The sequence below is a fragment of the Actinoplanes sp. NPDC051851 genome (genome assembly GCF_040681165.1).
In the GTDB taxonomy this organism is placed as follows: Bacteria; Actinomycetota; Actinomycetes; order Mycobacteriales; family Micromonosporaceae; genus Actinoplanes.
On sequence record NZ_JBFAYF010000007.1, the window covers coordinates 73,660 to 89,960 of the forward strand.

15 protein-coding genes and 1 pseudogene are annotated in these 16,301 nt (G+C 71.4%); 11 read left to right on the forward strand and 5 right to left on the reverse strand.

The window, feature by feature from the left end; genetic code table 11:
- The first annotated feature begins 47 nt into the window (after positions 1-47).
- From iolB to AB0M08_RS09660, 4 genes are read left to right on the forward strand one after another with little or no spacing between them, the layout of a single operon-like run.
- Positions 48-941 carry a 5-deoxy-glucuronate isomerase gene (gene iolB, locus AB0M08_RS09645; RefSeq protein WP_364490964.1) on the forward strand — a complete coding sequence of 298 codons (894 nt, stop codon included), beginning with the start codon at positions 48-50 and terminating at the stop codon, positions 939-941.
- Between the two features lie 49 nt (positions 942-990).
- Complete coding sequence (locus tag AB0M08_RS09650) at positions 991-1,941, forward strand: substrate-binding domain-containing protein (protein WP_364490966.1); 951 nt, start codon at positions 991-993, stop codon at positions 1,939-1,941.
- The gene (locus tag AB0M08_RS09655) at positions 1,938-2,993 is read left to right on the forward strand and encodes an ABC transporter permease (protein WP_364490968.1); all 1,056 of its coding nucleotides are present in this window, start codon (positions 1,938-1,940) and stop codon (positions 2,991-2,993) included. The genes AB0M08_RS09650 and AB0M08_RS09655 overlap by 4 nt, the downstream gene beginning before the upstream one ends.
- The gene (locus tag AB0M08_RS09660) at positions 2,990-3,898 is read left to right on the forward strand and encodes an ATP-binding cassette domain-containing protein (protein WP_364490970.1); all 909 of its coding nucleotides are present in this window, start codon (positions 2,990-2,992) and stop codon (positions 3,896-3,898) included. Before AB0M08_RS09655 ends, AB0M08_RS09660 begins: the two co-directional genes overlap by 4 nt.
- A gap of 343 nt (positions 3,899-4,241) precedes the next feature.
- Here the strand turns inward: AB0M08_RS09660 and AB0M08_RS09665 are convergent, their stop codons facing one another.
- Positions 4,242-4,877 carry a TetR/AcrR family transcriptional regulator gene (locus tag AB0M08_RS09665; protein ID WP_364490972.1) on the reverse strand — a complete coding sequence of 212 codons (636 nt, stop codon included), beginning with the start codon at positions 4,875-4,877 and terminating at the stop codon, positions 4,242-4,244.
- A 136-nt stretch (positions 4,878-5,013) separates the two neighbouring features.
- Between AB0M08_RS09665 and paaN the strand changes: the two genes are divergently transcribed.
- From paaN to paaE, 6 genes and pseudogenes are all read left to right on the forward strand, one after another.
- Positions 5,014-6,702 (forward strand): phenylacetic acid degradation protein PaaN, encoded by a 1,689-nt coding sequence (gene paaN, locus AB0M08_RS09670; RefSeq protein ID WP_364490974.1) that lies wholly within the window; start codon positions 5,014-5,016, stop codon positions 6,700-6,702.
- A gap of 321 nt (positions 6,703-7,023) precedes the next feature.
- Positions 7,024-7,929 (forward strand): annotated as a pseudogene (gene paaA, locus AB0M08_RS09675) (1,2-phenylacetyl-CoA epoxidase subunit PaaA); the annotation flags it as partial.
- A gap of 269 nt (positions 7,930-8,198) precedes the next feature.
- Positions 8,199-8,498, forward strand: coding sequence for a 1,2-phenylacetyl-CoA epoxidase subunit PaaB (gene paaB / locus AB0M08_RS09680; protein WP_364490976.1), 300 nt, complete (start codon positions 8,199-8,201; stop codon positions 8,496-8,498).
- 8 nt (positions 8,499-8,506) lie between these two features.
- Entirely contained in the window at positions 8,507-9,475 is a 969-nt protein-coding gene (gene paaC, locus AB0M08_RS09685) for a 1,2-phenylacetyl-CoA epoxidase subunit PaaC (RefSeq protein WP_364490978.1), read from the forward strand.
- Between the two features lie 38 nt (positions 9,476-9,513).
- Entirely contained in the window at positions 9,514-10,014 is a 501-nt protein-coding gene (paaD, locus tag AB0M08_RS09690) for a 1,2-phenylacetyl-CoA epoxidase subunit PaaD (protein WP_364491255.1), read from the forward strand.
- Position 10,015: 1 nt separating this feature from the next.
- Positions 10,016-11,068, forward strand: a complete 1,053-nt coding sequence (paaE, locus tag AB0M08_RS09695) for a 1,2-phenylacetyl-CoA epoxidase subunit PaaE (protein ID WP_364490980.1) — start codon at positions 10,016-10,018, stop codon at positions 11,066-11,068.
- Between the two features lie 265 nt (positions 11,069-11,333).
- Here paaE and AB0M08_RS09700 read toward each other — a convergent pair whose 3' ends face one another.
- The 3 genes from AB0M08_RS09700 to AB0M08_RS09710 all read right to left on the reverse strand — a co-directional run bounded on the left by AB0M08_RS09700 (position 11,334) and on the right by AB0M08_RS09710 (position 13,122).
- Complete coding sequence (locus AB0M08_RS09700) at positions 11,334-11,936, reverse strand: class I SAM-dependent methyltransferase (protein ID WP_364490982.1); 603 nt, start codon at positions 11,934-11,936, stop codon at positions 11,334-11,336.
- Between the two features lie 46 nt (positions 11,937-11,982).
- Positions 11,983-12,708: a TIGR03089 family protein gene (locus AB0M08_RS09705; RefSeq protein WP_364490984.1), complete on the reverse strand. Its 726-nt coding sequence runs from the start codon at positions 12,706-12,708 to the stop codon at positions 11,983-11,985.
- A gap of 129 nt (positions 12,709-12,837) precedes the next feature.
- Positions 12,838-13,122: a peptidoglycan-binding protein gene (locus tag AB0M08_RS09710; RefSeq protein ID WP_364490986.1), complete on the reverse strand. Its 285-nt coding sequence runs from the start codon at positions 13,120-13,122 to the stop codon at positions 12,838-12,840.
- A gap of 717 nt (positions 13,123-13,839) precedes the next feature.
- Between AB0M08_RS09710 and AB0M08_RS09715 the strand changes: the two genes are divergently transcribed.
- The gene (locus tag AB0M08_RS09715) at positions 13,840-14,736 is read left to right on the forward strand and encodes a trypsin-like peptidase domain-containing protein (RefSeq protein WP_364490988.1); all 897 of its coding nucleotides are present in this window, start codon (positions 13,840-13,842) and stop codon (positions 14,734-14,736) included.
- Here the strand turns inward: AB0M08_RS09715 and AB0M08_RS09720 are convergent.
- A complete protein-coding gene (locus tag AB0M08_RS09720) occupies positions 14,705-16,204 on the reverse strand; it encodes an FAD-dependent monooxygenase (RefSeq protein WP_364490990.1) in 1,500 nt (499 codons plus the stop codon). The genes AB0M08_RS09715 and AB0M08_RS09720 overlap by 32 nt on opposite strands.
- Positions 16,205-16,301 lie beyond the last annotated feature (97 nt).

Here is a 16,301-nt window from a genome sequence, read left to right on the forward strand (position 1 = left end):
CTACCCCGGGTATTGACGTGGATCCACTCCCGTAATTACATCGAAACGTGCCGGAGGCTCGGGTCAACCCGCTGGTGCGCCGCGGCAGCTCGGCGGAGCGCCCCTTCGACGTGGTGATCTCGCCCGAGACGGTGGGGTGGCGGCACAGTGGTCTGCGCGTGGTGCGGCTGCCGGTCGGCGGGCGGGTCACCTTCGCCACCGGCGGCGACGAGGTGCTGGTCCTGCCGCTCACCGGTGGGTGCGACGTGGCCTGTGACGACGAGCGGCTCACGCTCACCGGGCGGCGCTCGGTCTTCTCCCGGGTGACCGACTTCGCCTATCTCCCTCGCGATGCCGCGGTCACCCTCCGGGCACCCAACGGCGGTCGCTTCGCCCTCCCGGCCGCGCGTGCCGGGCGACGGCTCCCCTTCCGGTACGGCCCGGCCGAGGAGGTGCCGATCGAGGTACGCGGCGCCGGACACGCGAGTCGTCAGGTCAATTCCTTCTGTACGCCCGATACCTTCGAGGCCGACGCGCTGATCGCCTGCGAGTCGCTCACACCCGGCGGGAACTGGTCGTCGTACCCGCCGCACAAGCACGACGAGGCCGCCGCGGACGAGGACCGGCTGGAGGAGATCTGCTACTTCGAGGTGTCGCCGTCGCCCTCCGGGGAACCCGGCTGCGGGTACCACCGGGTCTACGGCCACCCCGACCGCCCGATCGACGTCTGCGCCGAGGTCCGCAGCGGCGACGTGGTGCTGGTCCCGTACGGCTGGCACGGCCCGGCGATGGCCGCACCCGGCTACGACCTCTACCACCTGACCGTGATGGCCGGGCCGGGCGAGCGCCGCTGGCTGGTCCGGGACGACCCGGCACACGCCTGGGTACGCCGTTCCTGGGCGACGACCGGCCCCGATCCCCGCCTGCCGCTGACCTCGGCGCGGGAGAGGAGAAGACCGTGATCGATCATGTGCGACCATCGATGAACATCTACCCGGAAGTGGTGGTCGCGTGAAGCGCACCCTCGCCGTGATCGGCGGCAGCATCCTCCTCCTCACCGCGTGCAGCTCGGGCGGCCGCGAGGCGCCGGAGACGTCCGGAGAGGCGGGCTACACCATCGCCTTCGTCACCCACGAGACGCCCGGTGACACCTTCTGGGACAAGGTCCGGGCCGGCGCCGAGCAGGCCGCGAAGGACGAGGGCGTCACCCTCAAGTACTCCAACGACCCGGACGCCGCCAAGCAGGCCGGGCTGATCCAGAGCGCCGTCGACGCCGAGGTGGACGGCATCGCGACCACCCTGGTCACCCCGGACGCACTGGCCGGCGCGGTCACGTCGGCGACCACGGCGGGCATCCCGGTGGTCGGCCTGAACGCCGGTATCGATCAGTACCGGAAGCTCGGCGCGCTGATGTACTTCGGCTCCGACGAGTCCCTGGCCGGCACCAGCCTCGGCGAGCGGATCGCCGGCACCGGCGCCAAGCATCCGCTCTGCGTGATCCACCAGACCGGCTCGGTCTCCCTCGAGGCTCGCTGCGCAGGAGTCAAGGGCGCCGTTCCCGGTACGGAGAACCTGCAGGTCAACGGTGCCGACGACAGCGCCGTGACCACCACGCAGCAGGCGAAGCTGGCCCAGGATGAGACGATCGACTACGTGGTGACCCTCGGCGCGCCGATCGCCCTCGACGCGATCAAGGCGAAGCAGGCGGCGGGCAGCTCCGCCACGCTGGTCACCTTCGACCTCAACCAGGAGATGGCCCAGAAGATCAAGGACGGCGAGGTCGAGTTCGCGATCGACCAGCAGCCGTACGCCCAGGGGTACATGTCCGTGACCTCGCTCTACCTGTACCTGAAGAACGGCAACGACCTCGGCGGCGGCAAGCCGGTGCTGACCGGCCCGTCCTTCGTGGACAGCACCAACATCGACAAGATCCTCCCGTTCACCGAGAAGAACACCAGGTGAGCCCTCTCCCTGCGGCTCCTCTCCCCGCGCCCTCGGTCCCGGCGCGCCGTCTGACGGCACGCCCCTTTCCCGCGCGCCGCCTCCTGGCCCGCCCGGAGGTGGGCGCGCTGGTGGCCGCCGTGGTCATCTTCGGGTTCTTCCTGGCCGTGGCGCCCGCGTTCCGGTCGGCCGGGTCGTTCGCCTCGGTGCTCTACCAGTCGTCGACGATCGGCATCGTCGCGGTCGCCGTCGGCATGCTCATGATCGGCGGCGAGTTCGACCTCTCGGCCGGGGTGATCACCACGACGGCGGGCCTGGTGAACTCGCTCTTCTGCTGGTACCTCGGCGTGAACCTCTGGGCCGGCGCCGTGCTCTCGCTCGCCTTCTGCCTGCTGGTCGGGTTCGTCAACGGCTATCTCGTGACGCGTACCGGAATCCCGAGCTTCCTGATCACGCTGGGCACGTTCTTCGTGCTGCAGGGCGCGAACCTGGGCGTCACCAAGCTGGTCACCGGATCGGTGTCGAGCGCGGACATCAGCGCGATGGGCGGGTTCTCCGCGCTGCGGCGGATCTTCGCGGGCAGCGTACCGATCGGGGGCGTGACGCTCTGGACGACCGTACCCTATTGGCTGCTCTTCGTAGTGATCTCCGCCTGGACCCTGCGGCGCACCCGGATCGGCAACTGGATCTATGCCGTCGGCGGGGCGCCGGCCAGCGCCCGGGCCGCGGGCGTGCCGGTGGAGCGGACCACGATCGGCCTGTTCATGACGGTGTCGTTCCTCGGCTGGTTCGTCGGGATGCACCTGCTGTACCGCTTCGACACGCTGCAGGCGGGCAACGGCGTCGGCAACGAGTTCCTCTACATCATCGCGGCGGTGGTCGGCGGCACGCTGCTCACCGGCGGCTTCGGCAACGCCCTCGGCGTGGCAGTCGGCGCTTTCATCTTCGGCATGACGAGCCTGGGCATCGTGTACGCCGGCTGGGACCCGAACTGGTTCCGGGCGTTCCTCGGCGTGATGCTCCTGCTCGCCGTCCTGGTCAACCTGGCGGCGCGAAGGGTGGGCTCCCGATGATCGAGATGACCGGGGTGAGCAAGGACTACGGTCCGGTCCGCGCCCTGCACGACATCGACCTGCGGGTCGCGGCGGGCGAGGTGACCTGCGTGCTGGGCGACAACGGCGCCGGCAAGTCCACCCTCATCAAGATCATGTCGGGGCTGCACCCGCACACGTCCGGCGACTTCCGGGTAGCGGGGGAGTCCCGGGTCTTCGCCTCCCCGCGCGAGGCCCTGGCCCTCGGCATCGCGACGGTCTACCAGGACCTCGCCGTCGTACCCCTGATGGAGGTCTGGCGCAACTTCTTCCTCGGCGCCGAGCTGACCGGCCGCTCCGACCGGCGCAACGTCTCGCCCCCGCGCGACGGTTCCTCCCCGCGCAACGCCTCGTTTCTGCGCGACGGTTCCTCCCCGCGCAACGCCTCGTCCCTGCGCGATGGTTCCTCCCTGCGCGACGGGTCGTCCCCGCGCGACGGCTTCGGGCGCCGGCTCGGCTTCGGGCTGCGGATCCGTGAGATGCGCGGCATCGTGGCCCGGGAGCTGCGGAGCATGGGGATCGACGCCGACGTGGACCGGCCGATCGGCACGCTCTCCGGCGGCCAGCGCCAGTGCGTCGCGATCGCCCGCGCGGTCTACTTCGGCGCGCGGATCCTCATCCTCGACGAGCCGACCGCCGCCCTCGGCGTGAAGCAGTCCGCGCTGGTCCTCCGCCGTATCGCCGCCGCCCGCGACGAGGGCCTCGCGGTCCTCCTGATCACCCACAGCCCGCAGCACGCGCTGCTGGTCGGCGACCACTTCATCGTACTCAAGCTCGGCGCCGTCGCCCTCGACGCCCGCCGCGGTGAGGTGACCCTGGAGGAGCTCACCGCCCAGATGGCGGGCGGCTCCGAACTGGACACCCTCTCCGCGGAGCTGGGCCGCTGACCACTCCACACCTCTCGGCAGCGCCTCTCAGCACCGAACGTGCGCTCACCACGAGGACCATCCGGCAGCCGGCGCGCCCGTTTTCGCGTTATCCGCAGGCGCCCGGTCCGCAGGCGTCCGGTCCGCAGTTACCCGGTCTGTAGGCGTCCGGTCCGCAGTTACCCGGTCTGTAGGCGTCCGGTCCGCAGGTACCCGGTCTGTAGGCGTCCGGTCCGCAGTTACCCGGTCTGTAGGCGTCCGGTCCGCAGGCGCCGGCCGGGGCGGCGAGAGTGTCACCGCCGACGCCGTTGGCGACGATGACACCCGGTCTCGGCGGTTTGTATCCCGCTGGACCAAGGTTAGCTCATTGTCGGCGTTGATCATCTTGCGTGGTATTTGTCGCTTCGGTCCGGAGCCCGCGGAAGGCCAGCTCGACGACCGTGCGGGCCAGCGTCTCCGGGTGCCCGCGCTCCGGCCGGTACCACTCCACCAGTGAGTTGACCATGCCGAAGATCAGGCGCGCGGCGGTCGCGGCATCCACGTCGGACCGGATCGAGCCCTCGGCCTGTGCCTGCTTGACCAGATCGGTCACGATGCCGTCGAACTCCCGCCGCCGCGCCAGGGCGTGCTGCTCCACCTCGGTGTTGCCGCGGACGCGCAGCAGCAGGGTGACCAGTTCCAGTCGTTCGGCGAGCACCAGGACGCTGCTGCTGATCAGCCGCTCCAGCCGGTCGATCGCCCGTTTCTCGCCGCTGACCTGGGCGGCAGCCTCGAACAGGCCGTCCAGCGCGCGGTCCACCGCCATCGCGAGCAACTGCTCCTTGCCGCTGACGTGGTGGTACAGCGTGGACTTGGTGATGCCCAGCGTCTCGGCCACGTCGAACATGCTCGTCGCGTCGTAGCCGCGCGCGTTGAAGAGCCGGACGGCCGCGTTCAGCACCGCGTCCTGGTCATGGCCCGGGCGCCCGCGGCGCCTCTGCGGTGGTCGCTCCCCGTCCATCGTCACGCTTCCTTTCCCGTACGCGTGGCGTACGCGCAATATGTCAGACCTCGCGAGTGGAGAGAAGCCGGGGCTTGATTTACCGACCGGTAGGACGGTAAATAGGAAGGCAGCCGATCGCAACGGAGCGAAGAAGATGAGCACACCCGCTGAGCTCTACGAATCCCACCGTGAGCTACTCGAGCGCGCCACCCGGGCGGCGGTCGAGCGCGACTACTGGTCCGCGTTCCCCGAGTCCCCGAGCAAGTCGATCTACGGGGAGGACGCCGCCCCCTCCGGCGAGCGGGCCTTCACCGCCCTCCTCGGCGCGACGTTCCCGGTCGACGTGCCGGGCGCCGTCGGCACGGTCTCCACCGAGCACTCGCCGTACGGTATGGAGCTCGGCCTCTCCTATCCGAGGGCCGACCCGCTGGCTCTGGTCGCGGCCGCCCGCGCGACCATCCCGTCCTGGCGTGCCGTCGGGCCGCGGGGGCGGGCCGGGATCGCCGTCGAGATCCTGCGCCGGATCAACGCGCGCGGGTTCGAGCTGGCCCACGCCGTGCAGCACACCACCGGCCAGGCGTTCGTGATGGCGTTCCAGGCCGGCGGCCCGCACGCGCAGGACCGCGCCCTCGAGGCGATCGCGTTCGCCCTCTCCGCGGCGGTCCGGATGCCGTCCACCTCGTCGTGGACCAAACCGCAGCGGGGTGGCGACCCGCTGGCCATGACCAAGACCGGCACCGTGGTCGGCCGCGGCGTCGCGCTGGTGATCGGCTGCACCACGTTCCCCACCTGGAACAGCTATCCCGGCCTCTTCGCCAGCCTGGTCACCGGCAACCCGGTGATCGTCAAGCCGCATCCCGGGGCGGTGCTGCCGCTCGCCATCACCGTGCAGGTCTGCCGCGAGGTGCTCGCCGAGGCCGGGCTCAACCCCGACGTGGTCACCCTCGCCGCCGAGGAGCCCGGCGACGGCATCGCCGCGACGCTGGCCACCCATCCGGACGTCCGGATCGTCGACTTCACCGGCTCCAGCTCGTTCGGTGACTGGCTGGAGGCGAATGCGCGGCAGGCGGTGGTCTACACCGAGAAGGCCGGCTTGAACACGGTGGTCCTCGACTCGACGGACGACTATCGCGGTCTGCTCCGCAACCTGGCGTTCTCACTCTCGCTCTACAGCGGACAGATGTGCACCACACCGCAGAACCTGCTGATCCCGCGCTCCGGCATCGACACCGATGCGGGCCACCGGACTCCCGAGGAGTTCGGCGCCGACCTGGCCACCGCGCTCGGCAAGCTCCTCGGTGATCCGAAACGGGCAGCGGGTACGCTCGGCGCGATCGTCAACGACGGCGTGCTGGCCCGGCTCGCCGAGGCGGGCGGCCTGCCCGGCGTGGTGAGCCCGTCCGCCGAGATCGCCGACGAGCAGTTCCCCGGCGCGACCATCCGGACCCCGGTGGTGCTGCGGCTCGCCGCGGCCGACGAGAAGCTCTACACCCGCGAGTGGTTCGGCCCGGTCTCGTTCCTGATCACCACCGACGACACCGGCCACAGCCTGCGGATCCTCACCGAGACGGTCCGCGCGCACGGTGCACTGACCGCCCTGGTCCACTCCAGCTCCCCGTCGGTGCTGACCGCGGCCCGCGAGGCCGCCCTCGACGCCGGCGTCCACCTCTCGGAGAACCTGACGGGCGGTGTCTTCGTCAACCAGACGGCCGCGTTCAGCGACCTGCACGGCACCGGCGCCAACCCGGCCGCCACGGCCTCCCTCACCGACGACTACTTCGTCACGGGCCGCTTCTTCACCCTGCAATCGCGTCACCACGTCCCATCCACCCCCACGGCGTGACCCGAGCAACGGACATGACCCGCCCACGCCGCCACAGGAACCTGCATCGGGCTGCCGCCCGCCCCGGCAGCCCGTCCGTCCTGCCTCGACCCGTCCTGGCTGCCTTGCCCGCCTGCCTGCCCTACCCGTCTGCCTTGCCCGCCTGCCCTGCCCTGCCTGCCCTGCCCTGCCTGCCCTGCCCCGGCAGCCTGGCCCGGGCGGCGGTGCGGTCGTTTCATCTCGCGGTTCTGTCGTCTCCCGCCCGCGCAGAGTGGCTCTTTTCGGATATAGAGGCTGGAGGCGGGTATTTCCGTCGAAGCGTGTTCATCGAGAGGAGGGGTCGTGAGCGGGGAAGAGGTCTTCGCTGACACGATCGCGCGGGATCAGCGGGTGGAGCCGCGGGACTGGATGCCCGACGGGTACCGGCAGACGCTGATCCGGCAGATCGCGCAGCACGCCCACTCCGAGATCATCGGCATGCAGCCGGAAGGGGAGTGGATCACCCGGGCGCCCTCGCTGCGGCGCAAGGCGATCCTGCTCGCCAAGGTGCAGGACGAGGCGGGTCACGGCCTCTACCTGTACTCCGCCGCCGAGACGCTCGGTGCCGACCGCGGTGACCTGACCCGGCGGCTGATCGAGGGGCGGCAGAAGTACTCGTCGATCTTCAACTACCCGACGCTGAGCTTCGCCGACGTCGGCGTGATCGGCTGGCTGGTCGACGGCGCCGCGATCTGCAACCAGGTCCCGCTCTGCCGCAGCTCGTTCGGGCCGTACGCCCGCGCCATGATCCGGATCTGCAAGGAGGAGTCCTTCCACCAGCGGCAGGGCTACGAGCTGCTGATGACCATGATGACCGGCACCGCGGCCCAGCGCGCCATGGTGCAGGACGCGGTGGACCGCTGGTGGTGGCCGTCGCTGATGATGTTCGGCCCGCCCGACGGCGACTCGCCGAACTCGGCCCGCTCGATGGCCTGGAAGATCAAGCGCCACACCAACGACGAGCTCCGCCAGCGCTTCGTCGACATGTCCGTCCCCCAGGCCGGGGCGCTCGGTGTCACCCTGCCCGATCCGGCCCTGCGCTGGAACGAGGACCGCGCCCACTACGACTTCGGCGAGCCCGACTGGTCCGAGCTGAAACGGGTGATCTCCGGCGACGGCCCCCTCAACCGCCAGCGCATCGCCCGCCGTCGCGACGCCGACACCGAGGGCGCCTGGGTCCGCGAGGCCGCCGCCGCTCACGCCGCCAAGCACACCCCACCCGGCCCGCCCACCTCCCCGCACCCTGCTGCCCCACCCGGCCCGCCCGCCTCCCCGCGCCCGGTCTCCCCGCGGGCGGCTGCCCCGCGGCCTCCCGCTGTCTCCCCGCAGGCCCCACCCCCGGTTTCCCCAGCCTCCGTCGCCACGGTCCCGGGAGCCTCACCCCTGTCTGCGTCCTCCCCGGGAGCCTCATTCCCCGGGGCTTCATTCCCCGGGGCTTCCTCCCCGGCAGCCGTCGGCGACGAGCAGGGGAGCGGGCGATGAGCGAGGAGAGCGTTCGGCACGAGTGGCCGCTGTTCGAGGTGTTCGTGCGGGCCAAGCGAGGGCTCAACCACGTGCACGTCGGGTCGTTGCGTGCGGCCGATCACCGGATGGCGGTGCAGCACGCCCGGGATCTCTACACGCGCCGGAACGAGGGGGTCAGCATCTGGGTGGTCCGCTCCGACGATGTGGTGGCGAGCGATCCGGCGGAGAAGGAGGCGTACTTCGCACCAAGCGCCGACAAGGTCTACCGGCACCCGACGCACTACGCCATCCCCGACTCGGTTCCGCACATCTGAGGCGCGCCATGGCTTTCGACGATGCGTACCAGGCCCTGACCGATCACGACGACGATGCCCGCTGGGCGTACGGCACCGGCTTCACCGACCCGCTCGCCGGCGTGCCGGGCGGCTTCCCCGAGGGGGTGGACCGCGCCGACCTGGCGGCCTACCACCTGATGCTCGGGGACGACGCGCTGATCATGTCGCACCGGCTGCAGCAGTGGGTCACCCACGCGCCGGAGCTGGAGGACGAGCTGGCCCTGGCGAACATCGGGCTCGACCTGCTCGGCCAGGCCCGGTTGCTGCTGACCCGGGCGGGCGAGGCCGAGGGCGAGGGCCGGGACGAGGACGCGCTCGCCTACCACCGTGGGCCCGCCGAGTTCCGCAACGTCCGGCTCGCCGAGCGCGGCGACGCCGACTTCGCGCATCTCGTGGGGCGGTTGCTGTTCTTCACGACGTGGCGGCTGTCCCTCTTCGACCGGCTCGCCTCGGCACCGGACCCGATGCTCGCGGCGATCGCGGCCAAGGGCGTCAAGGAGCTGACGTACCACCGGGACTACGCCGCCCGCTGGGTGGTCCGGCTCGGCGACGGGACCGATCTCTCTCACCGCAGGATGACGGCGGCGGTCGGCGCGCTGCTCCCGCTGACGGAGGAACTGTTCCAGCCGAGCGAGGTCGAGCTCCGGCTGTCCGCGTCCGGCATCGCCGTCGACCCGTCCTCGCTGCGCGCCGAGTTCGACGCGGTCCTCGCCGAGGTCTTCGCGGCGGCCACCCTGAAGCCTGCACCGATGGCCGCGACCAACGCCGAACCTGCCGGTCACGACACCGAATCGCCTGGTCACGACACCGACCCGACCGGGCGGGGCACCGACCCGACCGGGCGTGGGACCGACCCGACCGGGCGTGGGCGGGACGGGGAGCACACCGAGGCGCTGTCCGAGATCCTCGCGGAGTTGCAGCAGCTGGCGAGGGCGGTCCCCTGGGGTGTGTGGTGAACACGGCTCCCGGAGTGAGCACCCTTGCGCCCGATCCGATGGCCGCGCCCCGGTCGGCTGCCGCGGTGGTGGGGGCGGTCGTGGATCCGGAGCTGCCGATGGTCACGCTGGTGGAGCTCGGGATCGTGCGGGAGGTTCGTGAGGACGCCGGGGCGGTGCTGGTGACGATCACGCCGACGTACTCGGGATGCCCGGCCATGGAGGCGATCCGGGACGACATCCTCGGCGCGCTCCGGAGAGCGGGGTGGACACACGCCGTGGTGCGTACGCGAATAGCGCCCGCATGGACCACCGACTGGATCAGCGAGAGCGGCAGGCGGAAGCTCGCGGAGGCCGGCATCGCGCCGCCTGGGGCGGCACCGCGCAGGGCGGCCGGACCGGTGCCTCTCACGCTCACGCCACGACCAGTAGTGATCGCCTGTCCCCGCTGCGGTGACACCGCCACCGAGGAGATCGCGGCGTTCGGCGCGACGGCCTGCCGGGAACTGCGGCGCTGCCCGGCGTGCGGGGAACCCTTCGAGCACATGAAGGAGATCTGAGGTGGCGGTGTTCCACGCGCTCCGGGTCGCCGCGGTCGACCGATTGTGCCCCGACGCGGTGGCGGTGACGTTCGCGGTGCCGCCGGAGCTGGCCGGGACGTTCGACTTCCGGCCGGGGCAGTCGCTGACGGTTCGCCGGCCGGGGGAGGAGGCGGACGAGCGCCGGACCTACTCGATCTGCGCGGCGGCCGGGGGAGCGCCGCGGATCGGGGTGCGGGAGGTCCCCGGCGGCCGGGTGTCCGGGTGGATCGTGCGGGAGCTGCGGGCTGGGGACCTGGTCGACGTGGCACCGCCCGCCGGGACGTTCACGCCGGACATCGCGGCGGGCGGGCGGCACGTGCTGGTCGCGGCCGGTTCCGGGATCACCCCGCTGCTCTCGATCGCGGCGTCCCTGTTGCGGGAGGAGGGCGCCGAGGTCGGTCTGCTGTACGGGAACCGGCGCGCGGGAACGGTGATGTTCGCCGAGGAGCTCGCCGATCTGAAGGACGCGCACCCGTCACGGCTGGAGCTCGTGCACGTGCTGTCCCGGGAGCCGCGCGAGGCCGACCTGTTCAGCGGCCGTCTCGACGCGGCCCGGCTGCGCACGCTGTTACCGCAGCTCATCGACGTGCCGGCGGTGGACCACTGGTGGCTCTGCGGTCCGTACGGGATGGTCGCCGACGCGACGGCGGTGCTCGCCGAGGCGGGAGTCCCCCCGGAACGGGTGCATCGCGAACTGTTCTGGGTGGACGATCCGCCGCCGGAGCCGGTCCGCCCCGAGGACGCGCCGCGCGGCCCGAGCAGCGAGGTCACGGTGCGTCTGGACGGCCGCGCCACCACCGTCACCGTCGAGGAGGGCGTCACCGTGCTCGACGGCGCGCAGCGCTCCCGCCCGGACCTGCCGTTCGCCTGCAAGGGCGGCGTCTGCGGCACGTGCCGGGCCCGCGTGGTCGAGGGCGACGTCACGATGCGCCGCAACTTCGCCCTGGAGCCCGCCGAACTGGCCGCCGGTTTCGTCCTGACCTGCCAGTCGACCGCAACGTCACCAAAGGTGGTGATCGACTTCGACGAGTAGCCCACCCGCCTGCCCGGGCTGGCCCGCCCCGCAGGCTGGCCCGCCCCGCAGGCTGGCCCGCCCCGCAGGCTGGCCCGCCCCGCAGGCAGGCCAGCCCGGTCCGCCCGGCCAGCGTGCCTGCCCGGCCAGCGTGCCTGCCCGGCCAGCGTGCCTGCCCGGCCAGCGTGCCTGCCCGGCCAGCGTGCCCGCCCGGCCAGCGTGCCCGCCCGGCCAGCGTGCCCGCCCGGCCAGCGCGCCCGGCCTGGCGCGCCCGGCCCGCGCTGCGCTAGGCGGGGAGTTGGGCGAGGGCGAAGATCTGGCTCTCCTCGGGCTCGTTGGCCGGGGTGAACGTCACGGTCTCGATGGAGATGATTTTCAGGCCGTGGGATTCGAGGACGGCGGCGAGGTCCGGTTCCAGGTAGCCGGAGACGGTCACCGGGACGCCGAGGAACTCGATCGGGAGGCTGTCGGCGTCGAAGTTGACCATGCCGATGGCCAGGTGGCCGCCGGGGGTGAGCCAGTGGGTGACCTTGTCGAGGGTGCGCTCGATGTCGGCCTTGCTGAGCATGAGGAGGGAGAAGAACGCGGTCACGGCCTCGAAGGTGCCGAAGTCGTCGGGGAGTTCGGCGACGTTCGCGTGAACGAATTCGGCCGCCGGGACCTGCTCGCGGGCCAGGCGGAGCATGCCCTCGGAGATGTCGACGCCGACGACGCGGTGGCCGGCTTCGGTCAGGGTCTTCGCGGTGGGTACGCCGGTGCCGCAACCCAGATCGAGCACCGAGGCGCCGGCCGGGAGCTGCGACAGGAGCTTCTCCGTCACGGCGTACTGGAAAGGATTATGGCTGTGTTCGCCCTGGTATTTATCGGCTAGTTGATCGAATGCCTCCATGCGCCTGCACGCTACCCGCAAGATCCTCCACAGTGGAGGGGTACCGTCAGAGAACGAGGGTGACGGCCTCCGCGGCGACCCGCTCGTCTAGGCGGGAACGGTCGAGGTTGGCGCAGAGAACGATCGAGGCGCCGACCGTCAGCGGGGCGAGCAGCCAGTTCAGCGGCTGCTCGGAACCGGACACGTCGATCAGCACCCGGTCGCCGGTGCTGATTCCGCGCATCGCCGCCACCTCGGCCGCGACCGCACCGTACTCCGCATAGGTCGTGCCGTCGGCGGTGGCGGCCTCCAGCGGGCCGGCGCGATCCGCCGGCGGGGGAGCGCCGAGCAGGGCGCGGGCGGCGGGCGGAAAATCCCGATACCCCGCGGGTACGTCGGGGGACGGCGCACCGTCCGGAGCCAGGCCGAGCACGAACTGATGCCGGGCCGAGGGCACCTCGTCGAGCCAGTTGCCGACCCGGCGCCGCTCCACGAAGGTCACGTCGAGATCCGGCCCGGCCGCCTCGAGACCCGCCGTCGCCCAGCCCCGGTAGGAGACCTCGAGCCCGGCGGCCCAGGCCCCGAGCAGCACCGCGGCGGTCTGCCAGTGCGGGGGCAGGAGCACCCCGGCACGACTGCCCCGCCCGAGCCCGCACTCCCCGGTGAGCAGCGAGGCGGTGGCCGCGCTCCACGCACCGAGGTCGGCGGCGCTCAGCCCGGTCCGCTCCCCGGTCGCGTCGTCGTAGTACGTGATCAACTCGGCGGTCCGCCGGTCGACAGCCTCAGTGCTCATCGCGGGCCAACCTATCCCCAGGACCGGCCCGTCCGCACCGGCGATTGCGGGGGATATGCCCGGCTGATCCGCTATGCGGCCGGATCTATTCACCCGATCTGGGAGTTCACTCACGTCACCGGACCACCGTCAGGCGGCCGAGCGGAACCGGGTGAGCTCGCGGGACTCGGCGGCGTACCGGGCGAGCAGGTGCACCGTGCGTGGGCCGGCCTCGCCCTCCTCGTCGATGCCGGTGCGCTGCTGGAAGGCGAGCACCGCGTCGTGCAGGTCCGCCTCGGCCGGGCCGACCCGGATGCCGAGGTCGCTGAAGAGGGCGCGCAGGCTCGCCGGTTCCGCCGGTGGCGGCGTCTCCGACCAGCCGATCACGCCGCCGACCGCCGTGCCGACCAGGTTGAGCACTCCTCGTGTGGACATCGTTACCTCCCCGCGTCGATATGTGACTCCAGCATCGGCGCGGTTTCTGTGTGCGCCATCTGTCGCGCGTCTCCAGTTCCTGTGCGCGGGTCGGCCGAAAGTCGTAGCCGTCCGTGAGCGGGGCCGGTGGTCCGGCTCGCCGCGATCCGCCGGGAGTAGGGGATAAATCGGAAATATCCGTTTGAAGCCAGAGTAAGTGAGGCCAGCGGCAAAGGGACGGGCGACAGGAGCGGGTGGCAGAGGCCGGCGACGGGAGCGAGTGGCAGAGGCCGGCGACAGGAGCGAGTGGCAGGGGCCGGCGGCCGGAACCGGCGGCAGGGGCTGTGGACGCCCGGCCGCCCGGGTGGCGGACCGAAAGGACGGGCATCCCGAGACGGCGGGTGACTCCGAGACGGCTGGTGACTACGGCGTACCCGTCCGGCACGGACCGGGCGGTGCGGGGCGCAGGCGGGAGCGCGTTCCTGTAAGCCCGCTGAATATCGAGCGGCGCTCGTCGGTGATCACGATGCCCGGAACGGGGGCGGGCGGAGCGGCCTCGGCCTGCGGCTGCGGCCCGGCGTCAGGGGAAATATCAGTGTGAAGCACTTGAAGTACGCTAGATCACGATTTGCCGGTAGATACTCGGGCCAATCGGCGCGTCGGAGTGATCTGAGGCGCACAGCGAAGTCACAGAGCGCTCACCGGTCCGGGACATTTTGGCGAGCCACCTTGATGGACATGACCGACTTGCTGAACCGCCCCGGCATCGACGACCGCAACTCCGGCGAGCCCCTGAGCGGCCCCGTGCTGATGCCCCCGACGCACATCCCGCCGGAGATGTGGCAGACCCCGCCGCGGGAGCCGCGCTGGAAGCGGCGCGCGGTCGGCGGTGTCGCGGTGCTGGTCCTGGTCGCCGGCGGGGGAAGCGGCGGGGCGTACCTGGCGGAGCAGTACCTGGACAGCAAGGCCACCACGTCGACGGCGACCAGCGGGACGACCGTCGCGGCGACCACCGTCACCGAGGGCGACGACCTCGCCCCGATCGTCGCCAAGGTGCAGAACAGCATCGTCACCGTGCTGGTCGACAGCAGCAACGAGTCGTCGCTCGGCTCCGGTGTGGTGATCGGCTCGAACGGCCTGATCCTCACCAACAACCACGTGATCTCGTCGAACGGCACGGTCAGCGTCCGGCTCGCCAGCGGCCAGACGGTCCCGGCGTCGGTCGTCGCCACCGACACCACGCACGACCTGGCGCTGGTGCAGGCGACCGGGCTCAGCGGGCTGACCCCGGTCACCTTCGGCACCGACTCGACCGTCGCGGTGGGTGACACGGTCCTGGCCTTCGGCGCCCCGCTCGGACTCGAGGGCACCGTGACCTCCGGCATCGTGTCCGCTCTGGATCGCAGCCTGGACACCGGCGAGGAGAAGCTCACCGGACTGCTGCAGACCGACGCGGCCATCAATCAGGGCAACTCCGGCGGCGCGCTCGTCGACACGTCCGGAAACGTCGTCGGCATCAACGTCGCGATCGCCACCTCGGGTGACAGCACCGGCAGTGTGGGCCTCGGGTTCGCCATTCCGGCCGACACCGTCACCGCCGCCATCACGCAGATGGAAGCGCAGATCCCGAGCTGACCGCGGCCTTCCCGAACCAGCGGTCCAATGCGGACTCCAGCGATGCGGTGTCATTCCGGGCCCAGGCCACGTAATTGTCGGGTCGGACGAGCATCGATGTGGTTCCGGGCACGGCGACGACGTCGACCCGGTCCGACCAGTTCGCCGCCACCGCGGCGAGGTCCGCGCGCTCGGTGATCAGGAGCGGACGCCCGGAGTGGGTGAACGCGCCGAGAGGCGGGGCCAGGCGACCCTCGCCCGGATGTGCGGGGCCGTCGGTGACCGCGTACGTGACATCGGAACCGGCCATCATCGCCGCGATGTGCCGGACCACCGCAGGTTCCTCCAGCAGTTCGGCGAAGAGCGTGCGCAACGCCGTGACCTGCGGACCCGGGCCGGAGAGCAGCCCCTGCGCCTGGGTGTGCATGGTCACCCGCTCGGCCGCCGGCCGGCGCTCCGACTCGTAGGTGTCCAGCAGATCCTCCGGCGCCCAGCCGCGCACCGTGGCGGCGAGCTTCCAGCCGAGGTTGATCGCGTCCTGCAGGCCGAGGTTGAGGCCGGGACCGCCGATCGCCGAGTGCACGTGAGCAGCGTCGCCGAGCAGGATCACCCGTCCTTCGCGGTAACGCTCCGCGATGCGCGTGTTGCCACCGGAGAGTCGCCGCAGCAGGTGTGGCCCGTCGCCGGTGGGCGGCCCGAACGGGATGTCCACGCCCAGGACGTGCTCCGCCACCGCGTGCAGCTCGTCCAGAGTGAACGGCTCCGGCGGCTCGGGGAACGTCGTGGTGCTCACGCTGAGCAGTGTCCGCCCGTCCTGGAACACCGCGTAGGCGATCAGCCCCCGCTCGGTGCGATGGTGCATGAACGGCGGGATCGTTCCGTAGCCGGGCACGATCAGCCCGCCGGAGGCCGGATCGCGGTACTCGACCGGCACGCTGACGTGCGCCGACCGGGAGACCGCGTCGTCGTTGGTCACGCCGGGGAAGCCGATGCCGGCCAGCTTGCGGGTGACGCTCCGCCCGCCGTCCGCCCCGACCAGGTACCGCGCCGTGATCCGCTGAATCCCGTCGACCTCGATGACGACCCCGTGCTCCCGCTGTTCCAATCCGGTCAGCTCGTGGCCCTCGCGGAGTTCGACACCGAGCTCGGCAACCCGTTCCCGGAGCATTTCCTCGATGCGGCGCTGCGGCACCTGAATCACGTGCAGCGGCGTTTCCGGCGCTTTCGTCAGGGCCAGCGGAAACGCGCCGAAGACGAATCCGTTCAACGGCTCCGGATCGCCCTCCCGCCCGGCGAGTCGTTCGTAGAGCCCGCGCCGGTGCAGCATCGGCACCACCTGCCCGACGAGCCCGTTGGCCCGCTGCTCCTGCGACGGCCCGATCCGCCGTTCCAGAATCAGCGGCCGCACCCCGGCCAGCGCCAATTCCGCCGCCACCATCAGGCCATTCGGCCCGGCCCCGGCGACAACAACGTCAACGTCGAATTCCACGTCAAAACCTTCTTCCAGTACGCACGTCGGGTTATCGATTCCACTCAAAAGGCAAGCATGATCCACTGTGGACTGCCGGAGCGCAGGGTCGAGCCGA

Coding starts and splice junctions, on each gene's coding strand:
- AB0M08_RS09660 (WP_364490970.1), top strand. CDS start 2,990: ATGATCGAGATGACCGGGGTGAGCAAGGACTACGGTCCGGTCCGCGCC.
- AB0M08_RS09665 (WP_364490972.1), bottom strand. CDS start 4,877: ATGGACGGGGAGCGACCACCGCAGAGGCGCCGCGGGCGCCCGGGCCAT.
- paaN (WP_364490974.1), top strand. CDS start 5,014: ATGAGCACACCCGCTGAGCTCTACGAATCCCACCGTGAGCTACTCGAG.
- paaB (WP_364490976.1), top strand. CDS start 8,199: ATGAGCGAGGAGAGCGTTCGGCACGAGTGGCCGCTGTTCGAGGTGTTC.
- paaC (WP_364490978.1), top strand. CDS start 8,507: ATGGCTTTCGACGATGCGTACCAGGCCCTGACCGATCACGACGACGAT.
- paaD (WP_364491255.1), top strand. CDS start 9,514: ATGGCCGCGCCCCGGTCGGCTGCCGCGGTGGTGGGGGCGGTCGTGGAT.
- AB0M08_RS09700 (WP_364490982.1), bottom strand. CDS start 11,936: ATGGAGGCATTCGATCAACTAGCCGATAAATACCAGGGCGAACACAGC.
- AB0M08_RS09705 (WP_364490984.1), bottom strand. CDS start 12,708: ATGAGCACTGAGGCTGTCGACCGGCGGACCGCCGAGTTGATCACGTAC.
- AB0M08_RS09710 (WP_364490986.1), bottom strand. CDS start 13,122: ATGTCCACACGAGGAGTGCTCAACCTGGTCGGCACGGCGGTCGGCGGC.
- AB0M08_RS09715 (WP_364490988.1), top strand. CDS start 13,840: ATGACCGACTTGCTGAACCGCCCCGGCATCGACGACCGCAACTCCGGC.